This window comes from Paenibacillus hexagrammi, assembly GCF_021513275.1.
GTDB classification, from domain to species: domain Bacteria; phylum Bacillota; class Bacilli; order Paenibacillales; family NBRC-103111; genus Paenibacillus_E; species Paenibacillus_E hexagrammi.
On sequence record NZ_CP090978.1, the window covers coordinates 1,333,313 to 1,348,950 of the forward strand.

The 15,638-nt window shown below is 49.1% G+C and carries 14 protein-coding genes and 1 pseudogene; 12 read left to right on the top strand and 3 right to left on the bottom strand.

Annotated elements, in window-relative coordinates; translation table 11 throughout:
• Positions 1-57 precede the first annotated feature (57 nt).
• The 5 genes and pseudogenes from chrA (at position 58) to L0M14_RS06040 (ending at position 5,291) form a co-directional block, all read left to right on the top strand.
• A pseudogene (gene chrA / locus L0M14_RS06020) lies at positions 58-1,235 on the top strand (chromate efflux transporter).
• A 77-nt stretch (positions 1,236-1,312) separates the two neighbouring features.
• A complete protein-coding gene (locus L0M14_RS06025) occupies positions 1,313-2,374 on the top strand; it encodes an acyltransferase (protein ID WP_235121295.1) in 1,062 nt (353 codons plus the stop codon).
• A gap of 211 nt (positions 2,375-2,585) precedes the next feature.
• The gene (gene nfsA, locus L0M14_RS06030) at positions 2,586-3,320 is read left to right on the top strand and encodes an oxygen-insensitive NADPH nitroreductase (protein ID WP_235121296.1); all 735 of its coding nucleotides are present in this window, start codon (positions 2,586-2,588) and stop codon (positions 3,318-3,320) included.
• 101 nt (positions 3,321-3,421) lie between these two features.
• Entirely contained in the window at positions 3,422-3,700 is a 279-nt protein-coding gene (locus L0M14_RS06035) for a hypothetical protein (RefSeq protein ID WP_235121297.1), read from the top strand.
• Positions 3,701-3,962: 262 nt separating this feature from the next.
• Entirely contained in the window at positions 3,963-5,291 is a 1,329-nt protein-coding gene (locus tag L0M14_RS06040) for a DRTGG domain-containing protein (RefSeq protein ID WP_235121298.1), read from the top strand.
• A 12-nt stretch (positions 5,292-5,303) separates the two neighbouring features.
• On the opposite strand, the gene L0M14_RS06045 is transcribed toward L0M14_RS06040, so the two are convergent.
• The 3 genes from L0M14_RS06045 to L0M14_RS06055 form a co-directional block, all read right to left on the bottom strand.
• The gene (locus L0M14_RS06045) at positions 5,304-5,600 is read right to left on the bottom strand and encodes a YtpI family protein (protein WP_235121299.1); all 297 of its coding nucleotides are present in this window, start codon (positions 5,598-5,600) and stop codon (positions 5,304-5,306) included.
• A 96-nt stretch (positions 5,601-5,696) separates the two neighbouring features.
• Positions 5,697-6,212 carry a sporulation membrane protein YtrI gene (locus L0M14_RS06050; RefSeq protein WP_235121300.1) on the bottom strand — a complete coding sequence of 172 codons (516 nt, stop codon included), beginning with the start codon at positions 6,210-6,212 and terminating at the stop codon, positions 5,697-5,699.
• Positions 6,209-6,541, bottom strand: a complete 333-nt coding sequence (locus L0M14_RS06055) for a YtrH family sporulation protein (protein WP_235121301.1) — start codon at positions 6,539-6,541, stop codon at positions 6,209-6,211. The genes L0M14_RS06050 and L0M14_RS06055 overlap by 4 nt, the downstream gene beginning before the upstream one ends.
• Before the next feature lie 121 nt (positions 6,542-6,662).
• Between L0M14_RS06055 and L0M14_RS06060 the strand changes: the two genes are divergently transcribed.
• From L0M14_RS06060 to L0M14_RS06090, 7 genes are all read left to right on the top strand, one after another.
• Positions 6,663-10,430 (top strand): DNA polymerase III subunit alpha, encoded by a 3,768-nt coding sequence (locus L0M14_RS06060; protein ID WP_235121302.1) that lies wholly within the window; start codon positions 6,663-6,665, stop codon positions 10,428-10,430.
• Between the two features lie 82 nt (positions 10,431-10,512).
• Complete coding sequence (locus tag L0M14_RS06065) at positions 10,513-11,013, top strand: phosphatidylglycerophosphatase A family protein (protein WP_235121303.1); 501 nt, start codon at positions 10,513-10,515, stop codon at positions 11,011-11,013.
• Positions 11,014-11,258: 245 nt separating this feature from the next.
• Entirely contained in the window at positions 11,259-11,447 is a 189-nt protein-coding gene (locus L0M14_RS06070; RefSeq protein WP_235121304.1) for a glutamate decarboxylase, read from the top strand.
• 64 nt (positions 11,448-11,511) lie between these two features.
• Entirely contained in the window at positions 11,512-12,378 is an 867-nt protein-coding gene (gene accD / locus L0M14_RS06075; RefSeq protein ID WP_235121305.1) for an acetyl-CoA carboxylase, carboxyltransferase subunit beta, read from the top strand.
• Positions 12,368-13,342 carry an acetyl-CoA carboxylase carboxyltransferase subunit alpha gene (locus L0M14_RS06080; RefSeq protein WP_235121306.1) on the top strand — a complete coding sequence of 325 codons (975 nt, stop codon included), beginning with the start codon at positions 12,368-12,370 and terminating at the stop codon, positions 13,340-13,342. Before accD ends, L0M14_RS06080 begins: the two co-directional genes overlap by 11 nt.
• Positions 13,335-15,089, top strand: coding sequence for a pyruvate kinase (pyk, locus tag L0M14_RS06085; RefSeq protein WP_235121307.1), 1,755 nt, complete (start codon positions 13,335-13,337; stop codon positions 15,087-15,089). The genes L0M14_RS06080 and pyk overlap by 8 nt, the downstream gene beginning before the upstream one ends.
• A 69-nt stretch (positions 15,090-15,158) precedes the next feature.
• Positions 15,159-15,602, top strand: a complete 444-nt coding sequence (locus L0M14_RS06090; RefSeq protein WP_235121308.1) for an acyl-CoA thioesterase — start codon at positions 15,159-15,161, stop codon at positions 15,600-15,602.
• The last annotated feature ends 36 nt before the right edge of the window (positions 15,603-15,638 follow it).

The following is a 15,638-nucleotide window of genomic DNA, read 5'->3' on the forward strand; positions in this document are numbered from 1 at the left end:
CGTGCTAAAATAGTTCTATTTCATAGAATGTGGAAAGAAATAGGACGGTGGAAGATTATGCCTAAAAACAGTTTGATGGAATTAGGATTCGCATCATTTAAGCTAGGGCTCACCTCTTTTGGTGGGCCTATTGCGCATATTGGTTATTTTCGAGAGGAGTATGTACATAAGCGAAAATGGCTTTCGGAGGAGGAATATGCTGATCTTGTTGCTCTAAGCCAATTTCTTCCGGGTCCGGCCAGCAGCCAAGTTGGGATCGGAATCGGCTGGATGCGTGGAGGATTATGGGGCGCTTTCATTGCATGGTTAGGCTTTACTTTACCCTCGGCGGTTGTGCTTGCACTATTTGCTATGCTGTATCTAAAGCTGCAATGGACAAATTTGCCGTGGGTTCATGGTTTAAAGTTGGCGGCTGTGGCTGTTGTGACTCAGGCTGTTTGGGGAATGGGGAAAAGCTTGACCCCCGATAAACAAAGGCTGACGATTGCCATCGCGGCGGCCGGCTTGTCTCTGATGGTTCATTCAGCATGGACTCAGCTGCTATTCATTGGTTTAGGAGCACTGCTCGGGATCTATTTGGGCACAGTCTCTGACACATTCGAATCAGAGAAAATGAATCCTCCCAAACCCAATACTGCGATTTCTAGATTATCGCTTTCGATGCTGTGTTTATTCATGCTTCTGCTTTTGCTGCTTCCCGCTATCCGCTTGTTGGCCCCTACGCTGACGCTGAGCCTGATTGAAAGTTTTTATCGCGCCGGATCGTTGGTTTTGGAGGCGGGCATGTCGTGCTGCCCTTGCTCGAGCAAAGCATGGTTCTACCAGGGTGGCTTACTCATGAACAATTTTTGGCAGGATATGCGGCTGCGCAGGCTGTACCGGGACCCTTATTTACTTTTGCCGCCTACTTGGGGTACATGCTGAAGGGATGGACGGGCGCCTGCTTGGCGATTCTTGCTATATTCCTCCCAGCATTTTTGCTTATGGTCGGTGCCATCCCATTTTGGGCCCGATGGCGAAAGCTGCGGACAGTCAGAAGAGCTATGTGGGGAGTCAATGCTGTCGTCGTAGGCATTTTATTGGCTGCGCTCTATGATCCAGTTTGGGTGAACGCAGTGCAATCGGCTCTTGATTTTTGTGTGGTGCTGTTCCTCTTTCTTGGACTTCATTTCTGGAAGCTGCCTCCCTGGATGATTGTGCTGGCTGCGGCTTTTAGCGGATTTCTGATTCTGTAAGTTTCGTGTATTGCTTCCATCTTGGAAACTAACTATAGTAGAAGGTGATTAAGAACGAAAAGAGGCAAATTGACATCATGGCAAAAGCAAAAATTACCGAACTGGACATCGTAAGAGCACTGGCAATTATTGCCGTGGTTATCATTCACGTTACATCAGACAGCACTGTGGACCCCGCTTTACTTGGCAGCGGCACACAACTTATGAGTTTGTTTTTGAACAAAATCAGCTATTTCGCCGTACCTGTATTTATTTTTATAAGCGGGATTGTGCTTTTTTATATTTACATAGACAGATGGAGTGCCAAACAAGCCGGCGTTTTTTATTGGAAACGAGTCAGGCAAGTGTTGGTGCCCTATATTTTATGGTCGTTCTTCTACTATCTTTATAATCCCTGGCTTTGGACGCCGAGCCACCCGATTCATGTGAATTTTAGAGAGTTTTTAGGTCAGCTGAAATGGGCGGATTCCGGCTATCATCTCTATTTTATGATTATTATCGTTCAGTTTTATGTGCTGTTTCCACTTCTAGTAGCTGCAGCTAGAGCTTTCCATTGGTTTCGCCAAACACTGGCCATCTGGGGGCTTCTGATTCAAAGTGGCGTCTATGTGTATAATCATTGGTACGGGAGCATCCCGCATAAAGCGGAGCTGTGCATCACCTATTTCGGTTTTTTCCTTGTTGGAGGCGCCATCGGAAGCAGCTATGGGCAGTTTCGAGCCTGGCTGGACCGCAATAAGGGCTGGGTACTGCCGGTAACGTTCCTGAGTGGAGTCAGCTACGCCCTGCTGTTTATTGCTGCACAACATGGCTATTCGATCGAAAATACATGGTTTGAGCTAACATGGGTGATTTACAGTATTGGAGCAGGAGTTAGCTTCATATGGCTGGCTGCCCAAATGGAGAGAGCCTTGCCCAAAGCGGCCGGTTTCTTTACTTCGCTCGGTGCCGTTTCCTTTGGCGTGTATCTCATGCATCCAGCCTTGCTGTCAGCTTGGAAGTATAAGGTCCATATGCCGGGCTCGATTATATGGTACAACTTGTATAACGTAATTGCAGGGATACTCATTATCGCAATTCCTTGGATCTTAACGAATGGTTACCGCGGTGGAATCAAATTGCTGAAAAGGAAGGCATAAGAGCTCGCTAAGGAGAGTGCGCCCATGTTGTTCATGGACGGGCATTGCTCCTTTTTTATTTGAATCCCTGCTGATTTCTAGGAGCCGGACAGCGGCTCCCGTATCGGGGATACTTTCTTGAATAATCCCAATACGGATTGTGACGGAGGTATCACGCAGGCATGATAGCAAAAAAATATAATGGAATTCATACATATCGGGGGTATTGAACATGAATGATGTTATTTCGCTGCTGCAAGCACACCGTTCTATTCGCAAATTTACTAAAGCTCCGGTTGCGGAGGAGCAGCGCCGCGCCATCCTTACGGCTGCTCAAGCGGCTTCGACATCCAGTAATATGCAGGCATACAGTGTGATTAGCGTAACGGACGAAGCATTGAAGTCTGAGCTTGCGGAGCTCGCTGGCAATCAGGTCTACATTAAGGAGTGTCCGCTCTTTCTCGTCTGGTGCGCAGACCTGCACCGCTACGAGCAGGCCGTCCGGCTTCACTCGGACGCGCCCGTGACCGGCAACGCTGAGAATTTCATCGTTGCCACCGTGGATGCCGCATTAGCTGCGCAAAATGCGGCCGTTGCCGCCGAGTCGCTAGGCCTCGGCGTCGTCTATATCGGCGGGCTGCGCAACCAGCCCGCCGAGGTCTCCCGGCTGCTGCAGCTGCCGCAGCTCGTATACCCCGTCTTCGGCATGTGTATCGGCATGCCGGACCAGGAGCCGCTGCTGCGCCCGCGGCTCCCACTGGAAGCCGTGTACCATGAGAACCGGTACACGGCTGAGAAGCAGCACACCGCCATCGCAGACTACGATGAGTCGATCCGCTCCTATATGAAGGAGCGGACGGGTGGCAAGGTCAGTACGGTGTGGTCCAAAGAAATGGCGGCCAAGGCACTGCGGCCGCGCGAGCATATGAAAGCCTTTCTTAGCACGCAAGGCTTTAACATGGATTGACTTGCATTTTGCTCATAAACGAAGAACTTGTCTCATATATTGGATAACAAGAAGCTGTTACCGAGCTCATATCCGTTATAACCGAGAGGAGTGCTTTTCGTTTGAAAGGGTTCAAAAATGTCATTTATATGAGTGCGGCTCTGGGCATGCTGTTCTACTCCGTTCCCAAGCTGCAATTCTCCGAGGGCTTGTCACTGCCCATGATTTTTAGCCTAGTTTGGATCGCCATGGCACTGCTCGTAGTTGCAGCTCATCTGCACCAAATTCTTGGTGTAGACGAAGAGAGACGTAAGGAGCTGACACGCATCAACCGGATGAAAAAATGGCAGATGGAGCAAGCACTCCAAGGCCGTAAGAAGATTTTACAATTCCGCAAGTAACACAATAGGAAGTACTCAGACTGTTGATAAATCCAATGAAGAGCTGAGCCCCGTCATGAATCCGAATGGTTCAATAGTCTAACAACAAAAGCGTTCTTTCCTTTTGAGGGGAAAGGGCGCTTTATTTCTACGGGGACGTATGCTAAGATGAAGTGTGTAGAACATTTGTTCCCTAGTTGTTCTGGGCGTTGTCCTGCAGAGCGGAACCCCCTATAATAATAGTACAGAAGTGCAACAGAGTTTCTTTGATGGGGTGTAACAGATGGATACACATACCGCAGATACATTGACCAAGCATGAGCAAATTTTAAGGCATATTGAAAGCTTGAAGCTGGGCAGCCGAATCTCGGTCCGCAAGATAGCGAAGAACATGGATGTCAGCGAGGGCACCGCGTATCGGGCTATTAAGGAAGCGGAGAATCAGGGGCTGGTCAGTACGAAGGAACGAATCGGCACCGTACGTGTCGAGAAGAAGCTGCGGCAAAACATTGATAAGCTGACCTTTGCCGAGGTCGTGAATATGGTTGACGGACAAGTCCTTGGAGGCTCAAAGGGACTGCATAAAACCTTAAATAAATTTGTCATCGGAGCGATGGAGCAGGACGCCATGATGCGCTATATCGAAGCGGGAAGCCTGCTCATCGTCGGTAACCGGGATAGCGCCCACATCTGCGCGTTGGAGCAGGGAGCGGGCGTACTTATAACCGGCGGTTTCGATACGAGTACCGAAGTCAAGAGGCTTGCGGATCAAAGGGAGCTCCCTATTATTGTCAGCACCTATGACACGTTCACAGTCGCCTCGATGATTAACAGAGCGATTTACGACCGGCTGATCAAGAAAAAGATTATGCTTGTCGAGGATATATTAGCTTCAGGGACTTCCGTGTTTGCACTTAAGGCTAACAGCTTGTTGAAGGACTGGCAGCGGCTTTCTGAAGAAACCGGACACAGCAGATTTCCGGTTGTGGACGAGTGGAATCGGATCATCGGGGTGGTCACTTCCAAGGATATGGTTGGAGCTAGCGCCGTACAGACAGTTGACAAACTGATGACGAGAAATCCGCTAACCGTAACGCCGCAAACCTCCGTAGCATCGGCTGCACACATGATGGTGTGGGAAGGAATCGAGCTGCTGCCCGTGGTGGATACCAACCGCAAAATTCTCGGCGTGCTCAACCGGAGCGATGTGCTGAAGGCGATGCAGTATATCCAGAAGCAGCCGCAGAACGGTGAGACCTTTGAAGAATTGATTTGGTCAGGGATGGAAGAGGAGCGCGGAGAGAACGGCTCACTTCTTTTCCGCGGAGTGATCACTCCTCAAATGACCAACCACTTGGGAACCGTCTCTGAAGGTGTGCTTACCACATTAATGACACAAGCGGCATACCGGATTGTACAGGAGCACAAAAAGGGTGATTTGGTGATGGACAATATGTCCACCTATTTCTTAAAGCCTGTGCAGATTGACAGTAAAATAGAAATACGGCCCACCATTATCGAGGTAAGCCGTAAATTTGGTAAAATTGATGTGGAAATCTTTCATGCCGGTGCGCTTGTTTCGAAGGCAATGTTGACAGCGCAGGTAATTTGATGCTACTGTCCGCTACCCCTTGCCTAACCGCTCAAAATGTCCGTGATTGCGAATGCCCGCGAATAGGTTGAAGAGCCCCAGAAGCAAGCATACGGTACCAAATATTCGTCGGAAGCTGGAATCCTGGAAGAAGAATAACTGTGTGACAGCGATGACCGCAAGCATAAGTCCCATGGATATATTCATTCTAGAAGCGTACAGGCCTCTCATTCGAACGTCCGCTGCACGGCGAGAGCGGATACTGAAATAGACGGAGCAGACCAGGGTAATGAGAATAAGAGCAAACAATGAAAATCGAATCCAGAGCATGAGTGAGAACCGTCCTTTATTTTGAAGGTGATCATATTACTGTAGCGATTTTCAGTCTAAATTGCAATTCATAAGCGGCAAAGAAGTCCCGTTCATTCAATGAGCCTTCTTGACGCCTGTATCGTCAATACGGGATTCTTTAGCCGATACCCAGACACTAAGTTCCGTTTGAATTAAGATGATCGATTTGACGTCAATCGTATATTTTTTATCATGCAGCATGTAGACTCTTTGAGTAATCAGCTTTTCATAAAGTGGTCTTGCATCGCGTACGTAGGCGGCTTTTTGCCCGATTACGAGCTTCAGCTCGTTTTTCACTTCACTTTCGATCTCTTTTTGGATATCCTCGCTGATGAGCTCGTCCTGATTTTGGATTAAGTAGACATGTACGGCGTTTATAAGCGCTTGTTTATTGCGGGTTTTAATCAAATCCTCGATATCCCCCTTTAATTCGTCGCGCTCTTCCAAATATTTATGCATCTCTATATATAATTGGTTGTACGTATGTTGATGGATGCTCATATAGATAGCTGCTCCGATAATCGCACCTGATAGAAGCAGCCCTAAGCTTGCCAGCAAACGATGATATCGGGCGAACGGAGGGACTCTCAAGTTTGATTGCCTCCTTTGCAAATCATTTGAATGAGAGAAGTGGCCAGTTGAGCCCCGATAAAGGCGGCTACAATCAGAACGATTTGTTTAATTGCCGGGTTCAAATGTCCTTCCGCGACGTGGCTTTCGATATATCGAATAGGGTCAATGGTGCCGCCGACTGCTGCGACCATCGCCCAGATTTTAATATTTTCCGAAATGGTAAGCATCTTTTCCGTAGGTGACTGCATGGTTAATACGGCGGCAATACCGCTGAGCATGCTGCCCCCAAAGACAACACCAAAAGAAATGCAAAAGTAAACGATCATATTTGCCCAAAAGCTGTACATAGCGATATCGCGTCCCTTCTTAAGTAGCAGATTTCCTCTGTACAATGTATGGGTAGGCATGGCCATATTATGATAATACAGTGCAAAATTTAAAGCGTTCGGCACACAGGAGGGTAAGAGAGTGGGTACATTCGTACATCTGCATGTGCATAGTGAATACAGCTTGTTGGACGGCGCAGCACGCATGGAAGATCTTGTCAAGAGGGCGTCTGAGCTTGGCATGTCCTCTCTGGCTTTAACCGACCATGGTGTTATGTACGGCGCAATCGCATTTTATAAGGCCTGTAAGCAGCATGGGATTAAGCCAATTATCGGCTGCGAGGCTTATTTTACCGCTGGGTCTATTCGGGACAAGGGAACTCGACAGGAGCAGCCGATTTATCATTTGATATTACTGGCCAAGAATATGACGGGCTATCAGAACCTGATGAAGCTGTGTACAATTGGGCATTTAGAAGGCTTTCACTATAAGCCTAGAATTGATGCGGAACAGCTGGCGAAGCACGCCGAAGGTTTGATTTGTTTAAGCTCTTGCCTCGGTTCAGAGGTGTCCCAGCACCTGCTTCACGATCGTAAAGAAGAAGCGCGCAAGGCGGCGCTGCGGTACCAAAGCATCTTCGGTGAGGATTTCTTTCTGGAAATCCAAGACCACGGCATGATTGAGCAAAAGAAAGTGATGCAGTCCATGATCGAGCTGAGCAAGGAAACGGGAATTCCTCTCATAGCTACGAATGATGTGCATTATGTGAATGAACCGGATCATGTTGTTCAGGATATTCTCATTTGTATCGGGACGGGTAAAACCGTTGAAGATACCGACCGGTTGCGTATGGGCACCAGTCAGCTTTATCTGAAAAGCAGCGAAGAAATGGAGCGGCTGTTCAAACATGTGCCCGAGGCCATTGCCAACACGCAGCGGGTTGCAGATCGATGTCAGCTTGAATTGAGCTTCGGACAGTCTATTTTGCCGCAGTTCCAGCCCATCCCGGAAGGAATGACGGCAGGCGCTTATTTGAAGACTCTTTGCGAGCTGGGCATGGAGAAACGTTATCGAGGCATGGCAGACTGGCAGACAGAGGATTCAAAGCTCAGAAAGCAAGCCGAGCAGCGGCTGCATTATGAGCTTGGTGTTATAGAAAGCATGGGCTTTTCCGATTATTTTTTGATTGTATGGGATTTTATCCGTTTTGCCCATGAACACGGTATTATGACGGGTCCGGGCCGTGGATCATCAGCGGGAAGTCTGGTTGCTTTCGTACTTGGAATTACGAACGTTGATCCCTTGCAGTATAAGCTGCTCTTTGAGCGCTTCCTGAATCCGGAACGAATTACGATGCCGGATATCGATATTGACTTTAACGACGAGCGTCGCGATGAGGTCATCGATTATGTAGCATCCAAGTATGGTCATGAACACGTCGCTCAGATAATTACCTTCGGAACGATGGCGGCTAAAGCGGCTGTTCGTGATGTTGGAAGAGTGCTGAATGTTCCGTATGGAGAAGTAGACCGTGCTGCTAAAATGATTCCACATCAGCTTGGCATGACGTTGTCCGAAGCGCTGCAAGCAAGTCCGGATCTTAGAGCGGCTGCCGCCAAGCAGCCGAAGACGGCGGAGCTTCTGGATATGGCAATGCGGGTGGAGGGCATGCCGAGACATGCCTCTACGCACGCAGCCGGCGTCGTCATCTCCAGAGAGCCTTTAACGCATTATGTACCGCTGCAGGAAGGCACCGGACATACGGCGCTCACGCAGTATACGATGGAGCATCTGGAGTCGATCGGATTGCTTAAGATGGACTTCTTGGGACTAAGGACGCTATCGATCATTGAGCGAACGCTTCGCTGGATTCAAGAATTGGAAGGGAAGCCGCTTGATCTTTCCAGCTTAGATATGAATCAGGACCCATTGACGTATGAACTCCTAAGCAGAGGAGAAACGACCGGCGTATTCCAGCTTGAGTCAGCGGGAGTAAGGAGGGTGCTCAAAGATCTGCGGCCTTCCGAATTTGAAGATATTATTTCCGTTCTAGCCTTGTACCGGCCGGGTCCCATGGAATTTATCCCTAAATATATTCATGGTAAGCATGGACAAATCAAGGTGGAGTACCCGCATCCGACGCTGGAACCGATTCTTAGGGATACGTATGGCATCATCGTTTATCAAGAACAGATCATGCAAATTGCTTCTACGATGGCCGGATTTAGTCTCGGGGAAGCGGATCTATTACGAAGAGCGGTTTCGAAGAAAAAGCGTGAGGTGCTCGATGAGCAGCGCAACCACTTTGTAACAGGCAGCCTGCAAATGGGCTTTGCAAGTGAAGATGCGAATCATGTGTACGATATGATCGTCCGCTTCGCTGATTACGGATTTCCGCGAGCTCATGCTACAGCTTACGGAGTGCTGGCTTTTCAGACTGCGTATCTGAAGGCTCACTATCCGATGCACTTTATGGCATCGATGCTGACAGCGGTTATGGGCAACCATCGGAAGGTAGCGGAATACGTTGACGAGTGCAGGAGGATGAAAATGTCCGTGCTGCCTCCTGATGTGAACGTCAGCGGCACGGTGTTTACTCCCGATCTGCAGGGCGGGATCCGTTTCGGTCTGGCGGCCATTAAAAATGTCGGCACGCAGGCGATTGATGCGATCATCAGCGAGCGGAAGCAGGCTCCGTTTGAGAGCCTTTTGGATTTTTGCCGCCGTGTCGATCTTCGGGTATGCAATAAAAGAGTCATAGAGTCATTAATTCAAGGCGGCGCCTTTGATACGATTGGCGGAGGACATCGGGCTCAATTGATGTCCGTTCTCGACGAGACCATTGCTTCTGCGACAAAATGGCGCAAAGAACGCGACGATTTACAGCTCCACTTGTTCGGCTTTGTGGAAGAGCCCAACTGGGATGTGGAAGTTCCTGATATCCCTCCAATGCCTCAGAGCAAGCAGCTTGAGCTAGAGCGCGAACTGCTCGGTATGTATATTTCCGGGCATCCTCTGGATGAATATGGAGAACTGCTGGAATCACTGGAAGCTGATAAGCTTCATGAGCTTCAGGAACTCCCCGATAACAGCGAAGTTATCGTAGCGGGAATGATTCTCTCGAATAAGACGATCGTCACCAAGAAGGGACTGCCGATGGCGTTCATGGAGCTAGAGGATCGCATTGACAAGGTCGAGGTCGTCTTGTTCCCCGAGACCTGGAAGCATGCCGCTCCGCTCGTGCACAAAGGGCGGCTCGTCCTCGTCCGCGCGAAGCTGCAGCTGCAGGATGAGGACCCGCCCAAGCTGCTCGCGGAGCAGCTCGTCGCGCTGGACGACTCTGCGGCCGTCCAGCGGCTTCGCAGGCAGCCCGCGCGCGGGGCTGCCCAAAGCCCCGGCAGCGCGCGCAGCGGCGCAGCCCAAGGCCCCGGCAGCGCGCGCAGCAGCGCAGCCCAAAGCCCCGGCAGCGCGTGCAGCAGCGCAGCCCAAAGCCCCGGCAGCGCGCGCAGCGGCGCAGCCCAAAGCCCCGGCAGCGCGCGCAGCGGCGCAGCCCAAAGCCCCGGCAGCGCGCGCAGCGGCGCAGCCCCAAATGCTCGCACAGCGGCGCAGCCTGCGCGGGAAGTGGCTGCCCGGCCGCAGGCCGTGGGCAGCGCAGCAGACCCACCCGCCGAGGCTCCGAAGGAGCAGCGGGTGTTCGTCAAGATCTCGGCTGACTGCGAGCAGCCGGATAAGCTGCTTCAGCTGAAGACGTTGCTGAAGCTGCATAAGGGCCAGCTCGCGGTCGCGCTATTCTACGAACGCGGCGGCCGGCTCCTGGCCCTCAGTGATCAATATCGGGTGAACGATTCCCCCGAATTGATTCGCATGATTGAGGTCATCATGGGTAAAGATTCAGTGAAAGTGAAATAAAGGTCTTCTCCTCCGCATATATATAGAAACCCGGCATGATTCAAGAACTCGAAGAATCCGGGTTCAAGTGAGGAGGAATACGATGACCGAACAGCATATCATTCAACTGCTGCAAAAGCGCGGCGTAACCATTGATCAAATTGCCGATATCGTGTATAAGCTTCAGAAGCCTTATAATCCTGCTCTTCAGGTAGAAGAATGCATCGAAAGCGTATTGGCTGTACTATCCAAGCGCGAGGTTCGATATACACTGTATACGGGAATTGCGCTTGATGAACTGGCCGAGAAGAAGCTTCTCCCGGAACCGCTGCAATCCATTATGGAGGTTGATGAGCCTCTATATGGAGTTGATGAGACTCTGGCACTCGGAATTGTCCATGTATACGGGATGATCGGCCTAACGAGCTTCGGCTATTTGGACAAAGAAAAAATCGGCATCATTAAAACATTAAATGACAAAAAATCGGCCGTTCATGTCTTTTTGGATGATCTTGTTTGCGGTTTGGCAGCAGCCGCTTCTGCAAGAATCGCCCATCAGAACGAGAATGCGCCGGATTATAGCGAGAAATTAGAGTTGGATTAGCGGGCAAACCCGAATCCTGGCCTCTTTTGACGAAAGTGCTTTGTTGCGGGAAAAAGAGTACTTATGATATCATTATTCCATTGTGTATGCCTAATCTTTCATTTGCACTTCATTTATGAGGCTGCTGCAGGGGTCATCTTGTCGAAATGGAAAGCTGACCGTTTCAGCATGTACTCATATGGTTTGTTTAAGGAGCTTGTGAACAAGCTCTTTAAACATGCACTTATTTAGGAGGTTTTTTTTACATGTGGACGGTGATTTACATAGCTCCTACCGCGAAAATTGCAGAACGAATCAAACAGAGGTTATCCGAGGAAGGCTTTCTTGTACAAGTTCGCGGAATCAGTCTGTCCAAAAATCAGTTCGAGATTCTCGTGCCAGAAGGAGAACTGGAAGAAGTGCAGGAAGTGCTCAATTCAATTTTACATAGATAGGCAAATGCGGAAGTAAACATGGCTTGTTAGGTTATACGATAAAAAGCCAAGTAGAGGTGGAACAGTGCTAAAGGATCTATTTCAAAAACGAAAGTATGCGACGATTCCTTCCGAGAAGACAAAGCGGGAAATCCCTGAAGGCTTAATGAATAAATGCCCGGAGTGCGGTACCATCCAGACGAGTAAAGAATTGGAAAAGAACTTGAAGGTGTGTACAGCTTGCGGCTATCATTATCGGTTAAATGCGATGGAACGCATCCAGATGACGCTCGATGAAGGCGAGATTATCGAATACGATAGCGAGATGATATCAGAGGATCCTTTACAGTTTCCTGACTATATGGGCAAGCTGGATAAAGCCCGAAACGCGACTAGCTTGAGGGATGCTATCGTGACAGGTGAAGGTACGATCGGCGGATTCCCGGTTGTAGTTGCTGTTATGAGCTTTGATTTCATGGGCGGATCGCTTGGCTCCGTTGTTGGTGAGAAGATTACTAGAGCCGTAGAAACGGCTTTAGAGAAGAAATGTCCGATCATTATTTATTCCACATCCGGCGGAGCGCGCATGCAAGAGAGCATACTGAGTTTAATGCAGATGGCGAAGACAAGCGCAGCTTTATCCAAGCTGAGTGAAGAAGGCGGCTTATTCATTTCTGTTATTACGGATCCAACCTTCGGTGGAGTATCAGCGAGCTTTGCGATGCTAGGCGATATCATTTTGGCCGAGCCTGCGACATCCTTTGGTTTTACAGGACGCCGGGTTATCGAGCAAACGATCAAGCAGAAGCTGCCTGAAACCTTTCAAACCTCGGAATTCAACCTGGAGCATGGTCAACTGGATAAAGTGGTGAGCCGAAAGGATCTGAGGCCCACGCTGATTAAGCTGCTGGACATGCACGGAGTGAAGGGGGAAGAGACACATGCCGGGTGAGATGCCCTTTGAACAGCCGCTGGCCGAGCTCAAAAGCAAGATTAACGAGCTTAAGAAATTTGGTGCGGAGAAGCAGATTGATTTTACGGAAGAAATCCGTCGTTTGGAGGAAAGATATGCTCAACTAGAAGACGAGCTTTACGCCGGTATGTCTTCCGCTGAGAAGATGCAGCTTGCTCGTCATCCTCAGCGTCCGACGACGATTGATTATATTCAAGCCATTTTCACTGATTTTATTGAATTCCATGGAGACAGGCTGTATGGTGACGATCTTGCGATCGTAGGCGGATTGGCCAAACTTAATGGAATTCCCGTTACGGTAGTCGGCCATCAAAAAGGGAAAGATACCAAGGACAATATTGCCCGTAATTTTGGATGTCCTCATCCGGAAGGCTTCCGGAAAGCACTTCGTCTGATGCGTCAAGCGAATAAGTTTAATCGTCCGATTGTGACGTTTATCGATACCAAAGGCGCATTTCCCGGTAATGCGGCGGAAGAACGCGGACAAGGTGAAGCGATTGCCAGAAACTTGCTGGAGATGGCCTCTTTCCGTGTGCCGATCATCTGTGTCGTCATTGGCGAGGGCGGGAGCGGCGGAGCGTTGGCTCTTGGGGTAGGCAATAAAGTGTTAATGCTGGAGAACGCTATTTATTCGGTTATCAGTCCGGAAGGTGCGGCATCCATCTTATATAAAGACGCTTCGAAATCGCTGCATGCGGCTGAAGCGATGAAAATTACCGCGAATCATATTCTCGAGCAGAAGGTGATTGACGGTATCATACCGGAACCTAAGGGTGGAGCACATCGGGATCCGTCAGCGCAAGCTGAGTTCATCAAGACAGCTGTATGGGAGCAGCTTCAACCGCTGCTCAGCATGACGGAGCAGGAACTTATCGACGACCGCTACCGAAAATTTAGAGAAATCGGTCGGTTTACATTCACTCAGGAGGGTAATCATGCGTAAAACGAAAATTGTCTGTACCATCGGACCGGCAAGTGAATCACTGGAAAATCTGAAGAAGTTAGTGGAAGCGGGAATGAATGTTGCCCGTCTGAACTTCTCCCACGGAGACTTTGAGGAGCATGGCTCCCGTATCCGCAATCTGCGCAAGGCTTGTCAGGAAACGGGCAAGACGGTTGCGATTTTGCTTGATACGAAAGGTCCGGAGATTCGTACCGGTAAGCTGAAGGAAGAGCCGATTGAGCTCGTACAGGACAAACATATTATTTTGACTACAGAAGAAATCCTCGGGGATGCAGACCGCCTTTCCGTTACTTATGAGAACTTGCCGCGTGATGTGGAAATCGGTTCGACGATCCTCATCGACGATGGTTTGATCGGTTTGACAGTCGTTGATATTCGCGGTACTGATATCGAATGCCGCATTGTCAACGGCGGAACGATTAAAAGTAAAAAGGGTGTTAACGTACCAGGCGTTAAAATCAGCCTGCCGGGTATTACGGAGAAAGACGCTAACGATATCATCTTCGGTATCGAACAAGGCGTAGACTTTATTGCCGCTTCATTCGTTCGTAAAGCAAGCGACGTTATGGAAATCCGTGAGCTTTTGGAAAGACATAATGCGAATCATATCCAGATTATCAGTAAGATCGAGAACCAAGAAGGTGTTGAGAACCTCGACGAAATTCTTGAAGTTTCTGACGGTCTGATGGTTGCCCGCGGTGATCTTGGCGTAGAAATTCCAGCAGAAGATGTACCGGTTGTACAAAAACAGATGATCAAGAAATGTAATATTGCAGGCAAGCCTGTTATTACAGCTACTATGATGTTAGATTCGATGCAGCGCAATCCTCGTCCTACTCGCGCCGAAGCGAGTGACGTGGCCAACGCAGTATTCGACGGTACAGATGCGGTCATGTTGTCCGGTGAAACGGCTGCGGGTAAATATCCTGTAGAATCCGTATTGACCATGGCTCGAATTGCGGAGCGTGCAGAAGCGGCTCTAGAATACAAAGAGATTTTCCTGCGACAAGCGCAAGCGCAGCAGGTTACAGTAACGGAAGCAATCAGCCAAGCTGTTGCGAACTCCGCACTAGAACTAGGAGCTAAAGCGATCCTGACCGCTACGGAAAGTGGATATACGGCTAGAATGGTATCTAAGTACCGTCCGAAAGCACCAATCATCGCGGTAACTCCGAATGATCAAGTTATTCGCAGACTTTCCCTCGTATGGGGCGTTATTCCGGTAAAAGGCGTTGAAGCTAAAACAACGGACGAGCTGTTCAACCTTGCTGTAGACAGCAGCATCAAATCAGGACTTGTGACACTGGGCGACATCGTGGTTATCACAGCAGGCGTACCAGTAGGTCGCTCGGGAACCACAAACTTGATTAAAGTTCACCATGTCGGTGAAATGATTGCTAAAGGAACAGGTATCGGTACTCAAACAGCAACAGGTAAAGTCATTACTGCACGTACCCCAGAAGAAGCGAACGAGAAGATGGTTGATGGTGCTGTTCTTGTTACGGTATCAACGGACAAAGAATATATGCCCGCTGTACAAAGAGCTTCTGCTTTAATTACAGAGGTGGGAGGTATTACTTCTCACGCTGCAGTAGTAGCATTAAGCTTGGGCATTCCAGTTATCGTAGGTGTTGACCGCGCGCTGGAACTGATTCAGGACGGTACCGAAGTATCCATCTACCCTGAAGTAGGGGTAATTTACTCCGGACAAGCTAAAGTATTGTAATTGAAATCAGCAAGAGTGAAGCGAGTATATGCTCGTCTTCACTCTTTTTTGTAGGAGGATGTATAAGTTATGCATCAAGAGAAATGGTATGAACATCAGCTTCGGGTCCGATACCAGGAAACCGATCAAATGGGAGTTGTCTATCATGCCAATTATTTGACATGGATGGAGATCGGCAGAACCGAACTGATACGGGGAATGGGGTATCCCTACAGGCTTATTGAATCCAAAGGACTTCTACTGCCCCTAGTGGAGGCTGATATGAAATTTAAACAGCCAGCTAGATATGATGATTTGGTTGCCATCTATACGCGAGTCTCCGGTTATTCAAGTGTGCGTTTGGAATTTGCATATGAGATTCGCAGACAAAATAGCCCTATTTCACCTGCTGGCGATTTGTTAGTTACAGGGACTACCAAGCATGTTTGGGTGAATCCTTCATGGAAGCCAGTACGTATAGAAAAGGAAGAGCCCGCTCTTTGGAGGCTGCTGACGGATGAGTCATCATCCTGATGGCTTTTTTATGGGCCTAATCTTTAGGAGTTGATC